Origin of the sequence: Aquimarina sp. MMG016, from assembly GCF_018100805.1 — a bacterium.
Lineage (GTDB): Bacteria > Bacteroidota > Bacteroidia > Flavobacteriales > Flavobacteriaceae > Aquimarina.
On the sequence record NZ_JAGJEA010000008.1, the window covers coordinates 26,347 to 42,254 of the forward strand.

Consider the following 15,908-nt stretch of genomic DNA (forward strand, 5'->3'; position numbering starts at 1 on the left):
ATCATTAAAAAGATTTTTCAGCCTGCAAAAGTACATAAAAAATCTTAATTAACAATATTCTTATCTTATTAGTATCTATATGTTATACGAGCCTTGGTCAAATCATAAGGACTCATTTCCAACTTTACCTTATCTCCTGGTAATAATTTAATATAATGCATACGCATCTTACCCGAGATATGAGCGGTCACTACGTGACCATTTTCTAGTTCTACACGAAACATTGCATTAGATAATGCTTCGATAATACTTCCGTCTTGTTCTATTGCCGGTTGCTTTGCCATTATGCTACTGCTTTACGATTTTTACCTGTTTTCATCAATCCATCATAATGTCTGTTCAACAAGTAAGAATTAACTTGTTGCATTGTATCTATAGCAACACCTACCATAATAAGAAGTGATGTTCCTCCAAAAAACAGTGCCCAACCTTGTTGCACATTTAATAGCTTAACCGCAATTGCAGGAAATACCGCTATTAATGCTAAGAATATTGATCCAGGCAAAGTTATTTGAGACATAATTTTATCCAAATACTCAGCCGTTTCACTACCCGGTCTAATACCAGGAATAAAACCTCCACTACGCTTAAGATCATCAGCCATTTTATTAGTAGGAACTGTTATTGCAGTATAAAAATATGTAAATACAATAATTAGTAATGCAAATACAACATTGTACCAGAACCCAAAAATATCACTAAATGCTGCTGCTACTCCCTGAGAAGTTTCAGAGTCTGATAGACCTGCAACCGCAGCCGGAATAAACATAATTGCTTGCGCAAATATTATCGGCATCACTCCTGAAGCATTTAGCTTTAAAGGGATATACTGGCGTGATCCGAAAACATTTTTCTCATACCCACCTCCAGCGGTTCTTCTGGCATATTGAACAGGAATCTGACGTACAGCCATTACTAATAAAACTGAAGCTAGAATAATGACAAACCAAATTACCAATTCTATTAATATCATAATCAGTCCACCACCATCACCTTGTGTTCTAGAATCAAAGTTTTGAACAAATGAAATTGGTAAAGTAGCAATAATACCAACCATAATTAGTAAGGAAATACCATTACCAATACCTTTATCAGTAATTTTTTCTCCTAACCACATTGCAAAAATACAACCTGTGGTAAGTATAATTACAGAAGACACAACAAAAACAGTCTGATTAGGAAGTACGAAGGCACTACCTGGAAGTGTTGCATACAAATTATAGATATAACCAGGTCCTTGAACCAATGTTATAGCTATAGTTAACCAACGTGTAATTTGGTTAATTTTCTTCCTACCACTTTCTCCTTCTTTTTGTAATTTCTGAAGATATGGTATCGCAATACCCATCAACTGAACAACAATAGAAGCAGAGATATAAGGCATAATACCAAGTGCAAATACAGAAGCATTAGCAAAAGCTCCTCCAGTAAATGCATTAAGCAAACCTAACAGACCATCTTGGGTCTGAGTACCTAGATTTGCTAATTCACTAGCATCTACACCAGGAAGTACAACTTGCGCTCCAAAACGATATACTAAAAGTAGTCCTAGGGTAACTAAGATTCTATTTTTTAGTTCTTCGATTTTCCAAATGTTTTTTATTGTATCAATAAATTTCATGAACTGTTTATTATAAGGTTACTGCTTCACCACCTGCTGCTTCAATAGCTGCTTTTGCAGTGGCTGTAAATTTGTGAGCTGAGACTTTTAATTTTGCCTTCAATTCACCTCTTCCCAGTATCTTAATTAAATCATTTTTTCCAGCAAGACGAGTAGCTAAAACTACATCTAAATCAACGGTATCGGTTATCTTACCATCATCTACTAATTTTTGTAGCGTGTCTAAGTTGATACCTTGATATTCTTTTCTGTTAATATTCTTGAAACCAAACTTTGGTACACGTCTTTGAAGTGGCATTTGACCTCCTTCAAAACCGATCTTTCTTGAATATCCAGAACGAGATTTTGCTCCTTTGTGACCACGCGCAGAAGTTCCACCTTTACCAGAACCTTGTCCGCGACCAACTCGCTTATTGTTATTTTTTACTGAACCTGCAGCAGGTTTTAAGTTACTTAAATCCATGTGCTTTTATTATTTTGTTTCTACAGAAACTAAATGTTTAACTTTATTTACCATCCCAAGGATATTAGGAGTATCATCATGCTCCACAACCTGGCCGATCTTTTTAAGACCTAGAGCCTCTAAGGTTCTCTTTTGTCTCTGAGTACGATTAATCGCACTTTTTACTTTAGTAATTTTAATCTTTGCCATCGTTCGTTATTTATCCTTTAAACACTTTTTCAAGTGAAACACCTCGCTGAGCTGCTACTTGCTGCGCACTACGCAATTGTAACAAAGCATCAAACGTTGCTTTCACCACATTGTGTGGGTTAGACGATCCTTGGTTCTTAGAAAGTACATCGTGCACTCCTACTGATTCTAGTACAGCACGGATAGCACCACCAGCAATAACCCCGGTACCTGTTGCAGCCGGCATTAATAACACTCTAGCTCCACCGTATTTACCTTTTTGTTCATGAGGTAAAGTACCTTTATGCAATGGAATACGAACCAAATTCTTTTTTGCATCTTCTACTGCCTTAGCGATAGCTTCTGCCACCTCTTTAGACTTACCTAAACCGTGACCTACAACACCGTTTTCGTCACCTACAACCACAATTGCAGAGAAACCGAATGCTCTACCACCTTTAGTTACTTTGGTAACACGTTGTACACCAACTAAACGATCTTTAAGTTCTAGTCCACTTGGTTTTACTAATTCTGCGTTTTTATATTTCTGATACATAATTTCTTAGAATTTAAGTCCTGCTTCTCTAGCACCTTCTGCTAATGATTTTACTCTACCGTGATATAAATATCCTCCTCTATCAAAGGATACTGTTTCAACACCAGCTTTCTTAGCTTTTTCAGCAAGGGCTTTACCAACCAAGTTTGCTTTTTCAACTTTGTTTCCTGATGCTGAAGCAATGTCTTTATCTCTTGAAGAAGCTGCACTGATAGTTTTACCAGTTACATCATCTATGATCTGAGCATAGATTTCTTTATTACTTCTAAAAACAGATAATCTAGGACGTTGTTCTGTTCCGCTTACTGTTCCACGGATTCGCTTTCTTATCTTTAATCTTCTTAAATCTTTTGAGAATGCCATAACGTTAGTTATTATGCAGATTTACCTGCTTTTCTTCTTAATTGTTCTCCTACGAATTTAACTCCTTTTCCTTTATAAGGTTCTGGTTTACGGAAGCCTCTAATTTTAGCTGCTACCTGTCCGACCAACTGCTTATCAAAAGAAGTTAATTTTACGATAGGGTTTTTACCTTTTTCAGAAATAGTTTCTACCTTAACTTCTGGCGCAATGTCCAAAACGATATTGTGAGAGAAACCAAGTGCTAAATCTAATTTCTGACCTTGATTAGAAGCTCTATAACCAACTCCAACCAATTCTAGCTCTTTTGTCCAACCTTCTGAAACACCTTGCACCATATTATTAATCAAAGCTCTGTACAATCCATGCTTTGCTTTATGGTCTTTAGCTTCAGTAGGTCTTTCTAGAACCACCTGGCCTTCTTCAACTTTCACATCGATACTATCGATTTCTTGAGAAAGCTCTCCTAATTTTCCTTTAACAGTAACAACATTACCTGTCACCTCTACAGTGACACCAGACGGAATAGTTACTGGATTTTTTCCTATTCTTGACATTTCTTTTGTCTTTTATACTGTTAATATACGTAACAAAGTACTTCTCCACCTACATTCTCTTGTCTTGCCTGTTTACCGGTCATTACACCATGAGAAGTAGAAACTATCGCCACACCCAATCCGTTAAGAATTCTAGGAATCTCATTAGACCCTGCATACTTACGCAAACCAGGCTTACTGATTCTTTGTAATTCTTTAATCACAGGTTCTTTTGTAAACTTATCGTATTTAAGAGCGATCTTGATAGTACCTTGTACCGTGTTATCTTCAAACTTATAACTTAAAATATATCCTTGATCGAATAATATTTTGGTGATCTCTTTTTTAACCTTAGATGCAGGGATTTCAACAACTCTATGCTGAGCACTATTTGCATTACGTATTCTGGTTAAATAATCTGCTATAGGATCTGTATTCATTATATATAATTTACGGTTTTGGTTTTCGATAATCACACCGAACCTGAAACCAATTAATTTATTTTATATTACCAACTAGCTTTAGTTACTCCTGGAATTAATCCTTTATTAGCCATCTCTCTAAATGTAACACGAGAAATTCCAAACTGACGCATATATCCTTTTGGTCTCCCTGTTAATTTACAACGATTATGTTTACGGATTGGAGAGGCATTTTTTGGCAACTTCTGTAATGCTTCGTAATCTCCAGCTTCTTTCAAAGCTTTACGTTTCTCAGCATACTTAGCTACAGTTTTAGCTCTCTTCACCTCACGGGCTTTCATTGATTCTTTAGCCATAATTAATTCTTTTTAAAAGGTAATCCTAGTTCGGTTAACAATGATTTTGCTTCTTTGTCAGTCTTAGCTGAAGTTTCGAAAGTAATATTCATTCCTGAAATCTTATTTACCTTATCGATATCAATTTCCGGGAAGATAATTTGTTCTAAAATCCCTAAAGAATAATTACCTCTACCATCAAAACCTGTTGCCTTAATTCCGCTAAAATCTCTTACACGTGGTAAAGCTGAAGTAATCAAACGATCTAAAAATTCATACATCTTTTCTCCTCTTAACGTAACCTTAGCACCAATAGGCATTCCTTTACGTAACTTAAAAGTTGCAACATCTTTTTTAGAAATCGTAGGCACAGCTTTTTGACCTGTGATTGTAGTTAATTCGTCCACTGCATGGTCAATTAACTTCTTATCAGCTACTGCTGCTCCAACACCTCTACTTAAAACAATTTTTTTAAGTTTTGGTACTTGCATTACATTATCATAGCTGAATTCTTCTGTAAGAGCAGACACTACTTTGTCTTTATACTCTTGTTTTAATCTTGGGATATAAGCCATAACTATATTACTTCATTAGATTTTTTAGCAAATCTCACTTTCTTATCTCCTTCTACTCTATATCCAACTCTTGTAGTTTCTCCTTTAGAGGTTAACAATGATAAGTTAGAAATATGAATAGGTGCTTCTTGCTTTACAATTCCACCTTGTGGATTAGTTGCACTAGGCTTCTGGTGTTTAGATACTAAATTAACACCTTCTACAATCGCCTTGTTTTTATCTTTCAATACTTTCTGTACTGTACCTTCTTGACCTTTATTGTCTCCGGCGATAACTCGTACTGTATCTCCTGATTTAATTTTTAGCTTTGTCATCTTTCACAAATGTTTTAAAGCACTTCTGGCGCTAGTGATACAATCTTCATGAATTGCTTATCACGAAGTTCTCTTGCGACAGGACCAAAAACTCGAGTTCCTCTCATCTCTCCTGCAGGGTTCAAAAGAACACATGCATTATCGTCGAAACGGATATAAGAACCATCTGGTCTGCGCACTTCTTTTTTGGTACGAACTACAACTGCAGTAGAAACTGCTCCTTTTTTAATGTTTCCATTAGGAGTTGCTTCTTTTACACTGACAACGATCTTGTCTCCTACAGAGGCGTATCTTCTCTTTGTACCACCTAAAACACGGATTACTAAAACTTCTTTACCACCTGTGTTATCTGCTACTTTTAATCTAGACTCTTGTTGTACCATAATTACTTCGCTCTTTCAATTACTTCTACTAATCTCCAGCATTTGGTTTTACTCATAGGTCTTGTTTCCATGATCTTTACAGTATCACCAATATTGCAGTCATTTGTCTCATCGTGTGCAACGTATTTTTTCGTTTTCAACACGAACTTTCCGTACATCGGGTGTTTTACTTTTTTAACTTCAGAAACCACAATTGATTTCTGCATTTTGTTACTAGTAACAACTCCTATACGTTCTTTTCTTAAGTTTCTTTTTTCCATCTTTCAGCAGAATTAACCGTTTAATTCTCTTTTTGTTAGCTCTGTAGCTATTCTCGCAATAGATCTTCTTACTTTACGTAATTGTAAAGGGTTTTCTAATGGTTGCATAGCGTGAGCCATTCTTAAATCTGAATATACTTTTTGAGATTTACCAAGTTCCTCTTGCAATTCAGCTGTAGACGATTCTTTTACTTGTGATTGTTTCATAGTCTCTTTTGAATTTTAACCTTGATAGGTTCTTGATACAATAAACTTGGTTCTCACAGGAAGCTTCTGAGCAGCAAGACGTAATGCCTCTTTTGCCACATCATATGGCACACCACTGATCTCAAATAATATTCTTCCTGGTTTTACCACTGCTGCCCAATACTCAACTGCACCTTTTCCTTTACCCATACGTACTTCAAGAGGTTTCTTTGTAATAGGTTTATCCGGGAAAATTTTAATCCACAGAGAACCTTCTCTTTTCATATAACGAGTAGCAGAAATACGTGCTGCTTCTATTTGTCTAGCAGTAACAAAACTTGAATCTAATGATTTGATTCCGAAAGTTCCGTTAGAAAGTGTATGTCCTCTATGAGAAAGACCTTTCATACGTCCTTTTTGTTGCTTACGGAATTTTGTTCTTTTAGGCTGTAACATTGTTAATTTACTTTAAAAAATTACTTTCTACGACGTGATTTGTTATTTCCACCACTTCGTCCACCTCTGTCACCTTTTCCTTGTTTTTTGGATAAACCAACTAAAGGAGAAAGCTCTCTCTTACCATATACCTCGCCTTTCATAATCCATACTTTCACACCCAATCTACCATAAGTAGTGTGTGCTTCTACTAAAGCATAATCTATGTCAGCTCTAAATGTTGATAAAGGAATACGACCTTCTTTATAAGCCTCTGAACGAGCCATCTCAGCTCCATTCAAACGTCCTGAAATCTGAATTTTGATACCTTCAGCATTCATTCTCATTGCAGCCGCAATAGCCATCTTGATTGCACGACGATACGAGATACGACTCTCGATTTGTCTTGCAACACTAGATCCAACTAAGTATGCATCAAGTTCCGGTCTTTTGATTTCGAAAATATTGATCTGAACCTCTTTATCAGTAATTTTCTTAAGCTCTTCTTTCAACTTGTCTACCTCTTGACCACCTTTACCGATAATAATACCAGGTCTGGCAGTAGTGATAGTAACGGTTACAAGTTTAAGCGTACGCTCAATAATTACTCTAGATACACTAGCTTTTGATAAACGTGCGTGTACATACTTTCTAATCTTATCGTCTTCGGCAAGTTTATCACCGTAGTCATTACCTCCATACCAGTTGGATTCCCATCCTCTGATGATACCAAGGCGATTTCCGATTGGATTTGTCTTCTGTCCCATAGTTTATATTAGCTTTGTGTATTATTTTTTGCTGCAACCACTATTGTTACGTGATTAGAGCGTTTTCTTATTCTGTGTGCACGACCCTGTGGAGCAGGACGAAGTCTTTTTAACATACTTCCTCCATCTACACGAATCTCTTGTACAAAAAGATCAGCATCCTCGATGCTTGCGTCTTCATTTTTCGCCTGCCAGTTAGCAATTGCAGAAAGCAATAACTTTTCTAAACGACGTGATGCTTCTTTAGGATTAAATCTAAGAATATGAAGCGCTTTCTCAACTTTCTCACCACGAACTAAATCCGCAACTAAACGCATTTTACGAGGTGACGTAGGGCAGTTATTAAGCTTAGCAAAAGCAAGTTGCTTTTTCTCTTCCTTAATTCTTTCTGCCATTTCTCTTTTACGAACTCCCATGACTTAAATTATTTTTTACCTTTATTTTTAGCACCAGCGTGTCCTCTAAAGGAACGAGTTGGCGAAAATTCTCCTAATTTATGACCTACCATATTCTCAGTAACATATACCGGTACAAATTGGCGACCATTATGAACTGCAATTGTTTGCCCTACAAAGTCAGGAGTAATCATAGATGCTCTTGACCAAGTCTTAATGACAGACTTCTTATTAGCTTCTACATTTGCAGCTACTTTTTTCTCTAACTTATAGTGAACGTAAGGTCCTTTTTTTAATGAACGTGCCATATCTTATTATTTCTTTCTACGTTCTACAATATACTTATTACTCGCTTTCGTCTTAGAACGGGTTCTATATCCTTTAGCAGGAAGACCTTTTCTAGAACGTGGGTGACCACCGGAAGAACGCCCTTCTCCACCACCCATTGGGTGATCAACAGGGTTCATCGCTACTGGTCTAGTACGTGGACGACGACCTAACCATCTTGTTCTACCTGCTTTTCCTCCAACGATCAACTGGTGATCACTATTAGAAACAGCACCAACGGTAGCCATACAGTTAACTAAAATCAACCTTACTTCTCCAGAAGGTAGTTTTACAGTTGCAAACTTACCATCTCTAGCCATAAGTTGAGCAAAGGAACCAGCACTACGCGCCATAACAGCACCTTGTCCCGGACGTAACTCTATACAAGAAATGATTGTACCTAATGGAATATCACTAAGAGGCATTGCATTACCAATTTCTGGAGCAACATTGCTACCTGAAACGATATTTTGCCCTACTTGTAATCCATTCTGAGCGATAACATAACGCTTCTCACCATCTTGATAGTTAAGAAGCGCAATAAATGCAGTTCTGTTTGGATCGTATTCTATTGTTGCAACAGTAGCAGGAACTCCTTGCTTGTCACGCTTAAAATCAATAATACGATACCTTCTTTTATGACCACCACCCTTGTAGCGCATAGTCATTTTTCCTTGACTGTTTCTACCTCCAGATCTTTTTTTCGGAGCCAATAGGCTTTTTTCCGGCTTATCAGTAGTAATGGCGTCAAACCCATTTACTACTCTAAAACGCTGACCTGGGGTAATTGGCTTTAATTTTCTTACTGACATTTTCTAGTCTTAAAGATTACTATATAAATCAATTACTTCACCTTCCGCCACCTGTACAATTGCCTTCTTAATAGCAGCTGTTTTACCAGTAACCATACCTGTTTTTGTATAACGGGTTTTACGGTCTGGACGGACATTTATTGTTCGAACTTTAGTAACAGATACTCCATAAGCAGCTTCAACCGCTTTTTTAATCTCTACCTTATTCGCTCTTTTATCTACCACAAAACCATAGCGATTATACAATTCACTATCCGCAGTAGCCTTTTCCGTAATAATAGGTTTTATTAAAATACTCATGGCTTCTATTTACTTAAATTCGTTTCAATTCCTTTCAAAGAACCTTCCAAAAGAATAACACTATTAGCATTAAGTATTTTGTAAGTACTTAATTCTGAAGAAGTTATAACTTCTGAACCTTTCAAATTGCGAGACGACAAATATACATTTTTATTTGACTCTCCCAACACAAATAAAGATTTTTTGTTTTCAAGTCCCAAGGACTTTAAAACAGCAGTAAAATTCTTAGTTTTTATTGTATCAAATGTAAAGTCCTCAACAACTGTAATTGCCTTGTCATTCGCCTTGATACTCAATGCAGATTTACGTGCTAATCTTTTTAAATTCTTATTCAATTTAAAAGAGTAGTTACGTGGTCTAGGACCAAAAATTCTACCTCCTCCTTTAAAGATAGGAGACTTAATACTACCTGCTCTAGCAGTACCTGTTCCTTTTTGTTTTTTTATCTTTCTAGTACTACCTACAATCTCAGCTCTTTCCTTAGCCTTGTGAGTACCCTGACGTTGATTCGCCAAGTATTGCTTCACATCTAAGTACACCGCATGATCATTTGGCTCTATACCAAAAACAGCATCAGAAAGGTCTGCCTTTCTTCCTGTTTCTTTTCCGTTAATATCAATTACCGTTACTTTCATTACTTCTGAATCGTTACGTAAGCGTTTTTGTGTCCAGGAACACATCCTTTAACAACAAGTAAGTTCTTTTCAGCAACTACCTTTAACACTCTTAAGTTTTGAACTTTTACTTTTTCACCACCCATTCTTCCAGCCATACGCATTCCTTTGAATACTCTAGCAGGATAAGATGCAGCACCGATAGAACCAGGAGCTCTTAAACGGTTATGCTGACCATGAGTTGCTTGTCCAACACCACCGAAGTTGTGTCTTTTAACCACACCCTGAAAACCTTTACCTTTAGAAGTTGCCGAAACATCAACAAACTCTCCTTCAGTAAAATGCTCTACTGTTACTGTATCTCCTAACTTGTACTCCTCATCAAAACCTTGAAATTCGACAACCTTACGTTTAGCAACAGTTCCTGCTTTCTTAAAGTGACCTAAAGCCGCCTTAGTAGCATTTTTGTCTGCTTTGTCATCGAAACCTAGCTGAATAGCTTCATAACCATCAACCTCTTCAGTTCTGACTTGGGTAACCACGCATGGCCCAGCTTCGATCACTGTACATGGAATATTCTTTCCATTTTCGTCGAAGATGCTGGTCATACCGATCTTTTTTCCTATTAACCCAGACATATTTATTAATTATTAATTAGTATTCTTTTTTGTATCTGCAAAAAAACAGGGTCAAAATACTTCAACCCTGAATGTATTTTTTGCCGTTTTTCCCTTGCGCGCAGCTTGGGACATGTGAATTCAGAATTACGAATTCCGAATTTTGAATTACACTTTTATCTCTACTTCTACTCCACTTGGCAATTCAAGCTTCATTAACGCATCAATCGTTTTTGAAGAAGAACTATAAATATCCAAAAGTCTTTTATAAGAACTCAATTGAAATTGCTCTCTTGACTTTTTATTTACGTGCGGAGAACGAAGCACGGTAAAAATCTTTTTATGTGTTGGTAAAGGAATTGGCCCAGTTACTACAGCTCCTGTACTCTTTACCGTCTTTACAATCTTTTCAGCAGACTTATCTACCAAGTTGTGATCGTAAGATTTTAGTTTTATTCTAATTTTTTGACTCATTTCTGTAATAATTAAGCGTTAACTCCTTTTGCAGCTGCAATTACTTCTTCTGAAATATTAGAAGGAGTCTCAGCATAGTGAGAAAATTCCATTGTAGATGTTGCTCTACCCGAAGATAGCGTTCTCAATGTTGTTACATATCCAAACATTTCTGAAAGTGGAACAGTAGCCTTTACAGTTTTTGCACCTGCACGGTCTCCCATATCACTTACTTGCCCTCTACGACGGTTAAGGTCACCAACGATATCACCCATATTTTCTTCTGGAGTAATAACCTCTAGTTTCATAATTGGCTCCATAATTACAGCTTTAGCAGCTTTAGCAGCAGCTTTAAAACCTAATTTAGCAGCTAATTCGAATGATAATTGATCCGAATCCACATCGTGATAAGATCCATCAGTAAGTGTTACTTTCATCGCATCCACTTCATATCCAGCTAAAGGACCATTGACCATTGCCATTTTAAATCCTTTCTCTACAGAAGGAACAAATTCCTTAGGAACATTACCACCTTTAATTGTAGATTCAAACTGAAGTCCTACTTGACCTTCTTCTGCTGGCTCAAGGGTAAATACAATATCTGCAAATTTACCACGACCACCAGATTGCTTCTTATAAACCTCTCTATGCTCAGCTCTTTGAGTAATAGCCTCCTTGTACTCAACCTGAGGTTGACCTTGGTTAACTTCTACTTTAAACTCACGCTTTAATCGATCTACAATAATATCTAAGTGAAGCTCACCCATTCCAGAAATAATAGTCTGACCTGAAGCCTCATCTGTTCTTACAGTAAATGTAGGATCCTCTTCAGCTAATTTAGCCAAAGACATACCCAATTTATCAACATCAGCTTTAGTCTTAGGCTCTACCGCGATACCAATTACTGGATCAGGGAAGTCCATAGATTCTAAAACGATAGGATTTTTCTCATCAGACATAGTATCACCAGTCTTAATATCCTTAAACCCTACTGCCGCTCCAATATCACCCGCTTCGATATACTCAATAGCATTTTGTTTATTAGAGTGCATCTGATAAATACGAGAAATACGTTCTTTTTTACCAGAACGGTTATTCAATATATAAGAACCAGCATCTAAACGACCTGAATAGGCTCTAAAAAATGCCAAACGACCAACAAAAGGATCCGTAGCAATTTTAAATGCAAGAGCAGAAAAAGGCTCTTTAACATCTGGCTTACGTAATTCTTCTTGATCAGTATTTGGGTTTATCCCCACTATACCTTCCTTATCAGTCGGAGAAGGCAAATAACGACAAACAGCATCCAAAAGGAACTGCACTCCTTTATTCTTAAATGCAGAACCACAAATCATAGGAATAATTGACATATCCATTACTGCAGCTCTCAGTGCAGCATGCACTTCATCCTCAGTAATCGAATCTTCATCTTCCATAAATTTTTCCAAAAGATCCTCATCATAAGCAGCAACTTCTTCTATAAGCTTACCTCTTAATTCTGCAGCCTCTTCTTTCAATTCTTCAGGAATATCTATAACATCAAAAGTAGATCCTTGTGTTTCGTCATGCCAAACAATAGCACGATTCTTCACTAAGTCTACGATCCCTTTAAAATCAGCTTCATCTCCAATATTCATTACAATTGGAACCGCATTAGACCCCAACATATCCTTAACCTGCTGGCATACCGCCATAAAGTTAGATCCTTGACGGTCCATTTTATTTACAAACCCAATACGAGGTACTTTATAATTATCAGCAAGTCTCCAGTTAGTCTCTGATTGTGGCTCAACACCATCAACAGCACTAAACAAAAACACCAACCCATCAAGTACACGAAGCGATCTGTTTACCTCAACGGTAAAATCAACGTGACCCGGAGTATCAATTATATTAAAGTGATATCCTTTGGTATCAGCTATCGCCTGACCATTTTCTGTTGGAAATTTCCACTCACAAGTAGTAGCAGCAGAAGTAATTGTTATACCACGCTCCTGTTCTTGCTCCATCCAGTCCATAGTAGCTGCACCATCATGAACCTCTCCAATTTTATGACTTACCCCTGTGTAGTAAAGAATACGTTCAGTGGTTGTAGTTTTCCCTGCGTCAATATGCGCAGCAATTCCTATATTTCTAGTATATTTTAAATCTCTAGCCATTTCTTAATGATTAAAATCTAAAGTGTGAGAATGCTTTATTTGCTTCAGCCATTTTATGAGTATCTACTCGCTTCTTAACAGCAGCTCCTTCTTCTTTTTCTGCAGCTATGATTTCTGCAGCAAGCTTCTGAGCCATAGATTTCTCATTTCTTTTTCGCGCAAAACTAATTAACCACTTCATAGCAGTAGATATTTTACGATCTGGTCTGATTGGATTAGGAATTTGGAATGTAGCTCCACCTACACGACGACTTCTAACCTCTACATGAGGCATTACGTTAGATAGTGCATCTTTCCACATCTCTAACGCAGTTTTTTCATCGTTTTGTTTTTTCTCTTCTACGATATCAATTGCATCATAGAAAATTTTGAAAGCAACCGATTTCTTTCCGTCCCACATCATCATGTTTACAAAACGAGTCACTAATTGATCGTTAAAACGTGGATCCGGCAAAATAGGTCTTTTTTTAGCCTTTCTTTTTCTCATGTCTTCTTCTTAAAGTTTTTTAATTACTTTTTAGGGCGTTTTGCACCATACTTAGATCTACGTTGCGTTCTTCCTTCAACACCAGCGGTGTCTAAAGCTCCACGAACAATGTGATACCTAACTCCTGGTAAATCTTTTACCCTTCCACCTCTAACTAATACTATCGAGTGCTCCTGTAGATTGTGACCCTCACCACCGATGTATGCGTTTACTTCTTTACCATTTGTTAACCTAACACGCGCTACTTTACGCATAGCTGAATTTGGTTTTTTTGGTGTAGTAGTATAAACACGCGTACAAACACCGCGACGTTGCGGGCACGAATCCAAAGCAGCCGATTTACTCTTCTTAGTTATTTTGGCTCTACCTTTTCTTACTAATTGTGAAATTGTTGGCATAATTTGCTTTACACTATTTTTTAAATATTTTTTACAATACCTCTTTTATGAGGGCTGCAAAGGTAGAAATATTTTCCAGCAAATCAAATCCTAATTCATTAATTTTGAAATAGTTTTAAAATGATATTTCTTCACTGTAAGAAATCCCTGTATTTTCCGTTATTTTGACATCATTATACTATACTTTGAAAACTCCACTTTTTTTATTCTTTGTCCTATATATATATGTAAATTCATCTTGCTATGGACAAAACCCTAATCTTTTCCTTTCTATCAAAGGAAAAGATAGTATAGAAACTACCAAAATAGATAGTATTTCATACAGCAAACAATTTCAAAACTTTTTACAATTAAAAAAAGAAGTAGACACACTTCAGAAAAAATTACTTCAGTCTGGATATTTAGACCTAGAATTTATAGGGTTTCAAAAAAAATCAGATTCATTATTAGTAGCTAAATTCAATTTAAACTCAAAATACAATTCGATTATCATATTTTATGATAAAGAAGTTATTCCGGAAAAGATTATAGAAAACATTTCTAGTAACCTGACCGATGGAAGTTTTTTAATACCTATAAACAAAACCGAAGAAGTTCTGCAATACTTAACTGATTATTTAGTAAACCAAGGAAATACATTCAGTAATTTATCTTTAACAAAAATCAAAAAGAAAGGAAACAAAAACACCATTGAAGCTACCTTAAATAGCAAAAGAAGCCAATCCAGAACTATTGACAAGATCACTATTAAAGGATATAAGAAATTCCCGAAATCCTACCTTAAATATTATGGCAGACTCAAAAAAGGGAAATCATTCAATAAGAACGAACTCATATCCAAATCTCAATCCATCAACAATCTACCTTTTGCAAGCAGCATAAAATCCCCTGAAGTATTATTCCGAAAAGATTCCACCACCATCTTTTTATATCTAAAAAAACAAAATGCAAACTCATTTGATGGTTTTTTAGGGTTTTCGAGTGACACAGAAAGTGGCAACCTAGAACTGAATGGTTATATAAACCTGAATTTAGTTAATAATCTAAATTACGGAGAACGCCTTAATATTATTTATAAAAGCGATGGAAATGAACAACAACGTTTTGAAGCCAATCTAAACCTTCCTTATATATTAAAGACTCCAATTGGTATAGAGGCAGGTTTAGAAATTTTTAAAAGAGATTCTAGTTTTTTAATCACAGAACAAAACATAAATCTAAATTATCTTATTAATGACAAAAGCAATGTTTTTTTGGGCTACAAAGCCATTAACTCTAATGACCTTTTAGATATCCCACAATCATCCTTAAACATTAACGATTATAAATCATCTTTTTTGCGGGCTGGTTTTAACTACATCAAAAGACAAGAAAGTAATTTATTTCCCACCAAAAGCAACTACTCTATTTTAGGCGAATTAGGCTCTAGAAAAACTGACACAGAAACCACAAATCAAGTAAAAGGTGAAATACATTTAAGTCATATTTTTGACTTAAATAACAGAAACTCCATTCTCATAAAAGATACTGCTGCTATAATTTTTTCAGACAACCTTTTCACCAATGAACTTAACCGATTTGGAGGAATTAATTCCATAAGAGGTTTTGAAGAAAATACAATTAACGCATCACTACATAATGTATTAAACACAGAATACAGATATCTTTTATCCCAAAACCTATTGATCCATTCCATAATAGATTATGCATACTTTGAAGATGAAAGCAATAATATATCAGATAACCTTACAAGTTTCGGTTTTGGTTTAGGACTTAACACTCAAACTGGGTTATTTAGAATTATTTTTGCCAACGGCAAGACAAGTAATCAGAATTTTCGATTTTCTAACACTAAAGTTCATATCAGTCTTAATGCCAGATTTTAAACTTTCAACACTACGGTTAAAAGTTTATTTTATTATGGTTTTTACCTCCTATTCTTAATCTACTCTTAACAAAAACCGT

The 15,908-nt window shown here is 36.0% G+C and carries 27 protein-coding genes; 1 reads left to right on the forward strand and 26 read right to left on the reverse strand.

The genetic code is table 11. The annotated features are described in order from the left end of the window. Nucleotides 1–68 precede the first annotated feature (68 nt). The 26 genes from infA to rpsL all read right to left on the reverse strand — a co-directional run bounded on the left by infA (nt 69) and on the right by rpsL (nt 13,943). Nucleotides 69–284 carry a translation initiation factor IF-1 gene (gene infA / locus J8M14_RS15295; RefSeq protein WP_008613577.1) on the reverse strand — a complete coding sequence of 72 codons (216 nt, stop codon included), beginning with the start codon at nt 282–284 and terminating at the stop codon, nt 69–71. Further along, a complete protein-coding gene (gene secY / locus J8M14_RS15300) occupies nt 284–1,621 on the reverse strand; it encodes a preprotein translocase subunit SecY (RefSeq protein WP_211075686.1) in 1,338 nt (445 codons plus the stop codon). Before secY ends, infA begins: the two co-directional genes overlap by 1 nt. Nucleotides 1,622–1,631: 10 nt before the next feature. Beyond that, the gene (gene rplO / locus J8M14_RS15305; RefSeq protein WP_211075687.1) at nt 1,632–2,084 is read right to left on the reverse strand and encodes a 50S ribosomal protein L15; all 453 of its coding nucleotides are present in this window, start codon (nt 2,082–2,084) and stop codon (nt 1,632–1,634) included. Nucleotides 2,085–2,093: 9 nt separating this feature from the next. Next, a complete protein-coding gene (gene rpmD / locus J8M14_RS15310) occupies nt 2,094–2,273 on the reverse strand; it encodes a 50S ribosomal protein L30 (protein ID WP_027392536.1) in 180 nt (59 codons plus the stop codon). A gap of 10 nt (nt 2,274–2,283) precedes the next feature. Continuing rightward, the gene (gene rpsE / locus J8M14_RS15315; RefSeq protein ID WP_211075688.1) at nt 2,284–2,808 is read right to left on the reverse strand and encodes a 30S ribosomal protein S5; all 525 of its coding nucleotides are present in this window, start codon (nt 2,806–2,808) and stop codon (nt 2,284–2,286) included. 6 nt (nt 2,809–2,814) lie between these two features. Beyond that, nucleotides 2,815–3,171, reverse strand: a complete 357-nt coding sequence (gene rplR, locus J8M14_RS15320; RefSeq protein WP_211075689.1) for a 50S ribosomal protein L18 — start codon at nt 3,169–3,171, stop codon at nt 2,815–2,817. 11 nt (nt 3,172–3,182) lie between these two features. Continuing rightward, a complete protein-coding gene (gene rplF, locus J8M14_RS15325; protein WP_211075690.1) occupies nt 3,183–3,725 on the reverse strand; it encodes a 50S ribosomal protein L6 in 543 nt (180 codons plus the stop codon). A gap of 20 nt (nt 3,726–3,745) precedes the next feature. Further along, nucleotides 3,746–4,144 (reverse strand): 30S ribosomal protein S8, encoded by a 399-nt coding sequence (gene rpsH, locus J8M14_RS15330; protein WP_211075691.1) that lies wholly within the window; start codon nt 4,142–4,144, stop codon nt 3,746–3,748. Between the two features lie 68 nt (nt 4,145–4,212). Beyond that, the gene (gene rpsN, locus J8M14_RS15335; protein WP_025666456.1) at nt 4,213–4,482 is read right to left on the reverse strand and encodes a 30S ribosomal protein S14; all 270 of its coding nucleotides are present in this window, start codon (nt 4,480–4,482) and stop codon (nt 4,213–4,215) included. 2 nt (nt 4,483–4,484) lie between these two features. Beyond that, nucleotides 4,485–5,036, reverse strand: a complete 552-nt coding sequence (rplE, locus tag J8M14_RS15340) for a 50S ribosomal protein L5 (RefSeq protein WP_211075692.1) — start codon at nt 5,034–5,036, stop codon at nt 4,485–4,487. A 2-nt stretch (nt 5,037–5,038) separates the two neighbouring features. After that, the gene (gene rplX / locus J8M14_RS15345; RefSeq protein WP_025741864.1) at nt 5,039–5,350 is read right to left on the reverse strand and encodes a 50S ribosomal protein L24; all 312 of its coding nucleotides are present in this window, start codon (nt 5,348–5,350) and stop codon (nt 5,039–5,041) included. Nucleotides 5,351–5,364: 14 nt separating this feature from the next. After that, the gene (gene rplN / locus J8M14_RS15350) at nt 5,365–5,733 is read right to left on the reverse strand and encodes a 50S ribosomal protein L14 (RefSeq protein ID WP_027392543.1); all 369 of its coding nucleotides are present in this window, start codon (nt 5,731–5,733) and stop codon (nt 5,365–5,367) included. A 2-nt stretch (nt 5,734–5,735) separates the two neighbouring features. Next, nucleotides 5,736–5,993 (reverse strand): 30S ribosomal protein S17, encoded by a 258-nt coding sequence (gene rpsQ / locus J8M14_RS15355; protein WP_211075693.1) that lies wholly within the window; start codon nt 5,991–5,993, stop codon nt 5,736–5,738. 12 nt (nt 5,994–6,005) lie between these two features. Next, on the reverse strand, nt 6,006–6,200 hold the full coding sequence (rpmC, locus tag J8M14_RS15360) for a 50S ribosomal protein L29 (protein WP_211075694.1): 195 nt from the start codon (nt 6,198–6,200) through the stop codon (nt 6,006–6,008). 15 nt (nt 6,201–6,215) lie between these two features. Continuing rightward, entirely contained in the window at nt 6,216–6,635 is a 420-nt protein-coding gene (gene rplP, locus J8M14_RS15365) for a 50S ribosomal protein L16 (protein ID WP_211075695.1), read from the reverse strand. A 20-nt stretch (nt 6,636–6,655) separates the two neighbouring features. Further along, a complete protein-coding gene (rpsC, locus tag J8M14_RS15370) occupies nt 6,656–7,381 on the reverse strand; it encodes a 30S ribosomal protein S3 (protein ID WP_211075696.1) in 726 nt (241 codons plus the stop codon). 8 nt (nt 7,382–7,389) lie between these two features. Next, on the reverse strand, nt 7,390–7,797 hold the full coding sequence (gene rplV, locus J8M14_RS15375; RefSeq protein ID WP_211075697.1) for a 50S ribosomal protein L22: 408 nt from the start codon (nt 7,795–7,797) through the stop codon (nt 7,390–7,392). A gap of 8 nt (nt 7,798–7,805) precedes the next feature. Beyond that, a complete protein-coding gene (gene rpsS, locus J8M14_RS15380) occupies nt 7,806–8,084 on the reverse strand; it encodes a 30S ribosomal protein S19 (RefSeq protein ID WP_019386271.1) in 279 nt (92 codons plus the stop codon). 6 nt (nt 8,085–8,090) lie between these two features. Continuing rightward, nucleotides 8,091–8,915, reverse strand: coding sequence for a 50S ribosomal protein L2 (rplB, locus tag J8M14_RS15385; protein WP_211075698.1), 825 nt, complete (start codon nt 8,913–8,915; stop codon nt 8,091–8,093). A 9-nt stretch (nt 8,916–8,924) separates the two neighbouring features. Beyond that, entirely contained in the window at nt 8,925–9,215 is a 291-nt protein-coding gene (gene rplW / locus J8M14_RS15390; RefSeq protein WP_211075699.1) for a 50S ribosomal protein L23, read from the reverse strand. Between the two features lie 5 nt (nt 9,216–9,220). Then, nucleotides 9,221–9,850: a 50S ribosomal protein L4 gene (gene rplD / locus J8M14_RS15395; protein ID WP_211075834.1), complete on the reverse strand. Its 630-nt coding sequence runs from the start codon at nt 9,848–9,850 to the stop codon at nt 9,221–9,223. Next, complete coding sequence (gene rplC / locus J8M14_RS15400; protein ID WP_211075700.1) at nt 9,850–10,467, reverse strand: 50S ribosomal protein L3; 618 nt, start codon at nt 10,465–10,467, stop codon at nt 9,850–9,852. Before rplC ends, rplD begins: the two co-directional genes overlap by 1 nt. Nucleotides 10,468–10,614: 147 nt before the next feature. Next, nucleotides 10,615–10,920, reverse strand: coding sequence for a 30S ribosomal protein S10 (gene rpsJ, locus J8M14_RS15405; protein WP_010181931.1), 306 nt, complete (start codon nt 10,918–10,920; stop codon nt 10,615–10,617). Between the two features lie 11 nt (nt 10,921–10,931). Next, complete coding sequence (gene fusA / locus J8M14_RS15410) at nt 10,932–13,058, reverse strand: elongation factor G (RefSeq protein ID WP_211075701.1); 2,127 nt, start codon at nt 13,056–13,058, stop codon at nt 10,932–10,934. 10 nt (nt 13,059–13,068) lie between these two features. Beyond that, on the reverse strand, nt 13,069–13,545 hold the full coding sequence (rpsG, locus tag J8M14_RS15415) for a 30S ribosomal protein S7 (RefSeq protein ID WP_211075702.1): 477 nt from the start codon (nt 13,543–13,545) through the stop codon (nt 13,069–13,071). 23 nt (nt 13,546–13,568) lie between these two features. Next, nucleotides 13,569–13,943, reverse strand: a complete 375-nt coding sequence (rpsL, locus tag J8M14_RS15420; RefSeq protein WP_024770883.1) for a 30S ribosomal protein S12 — start codon at nt 13,941–13,943, stop codon at nt 13,569–13,571. 185 nt (nt 13,944–14,128) lie between these two features. Here rpsL and J8M14_RS15425 point away from each other — a divergent pair, with 185 nt between their 5' ends. Then, nucleotides 14,129–15,829, forward strand: coding sequence for a hypothetical protein (locus J8M14_RS15425; RefSeq protein WP_211075703.1), 1,701 nt, complete (start codon nt 14,129–14,131; stop codon nt 15,827–15,829). Nucleotides 15,830–15,908: the final 79 nt, after the last annotated feature.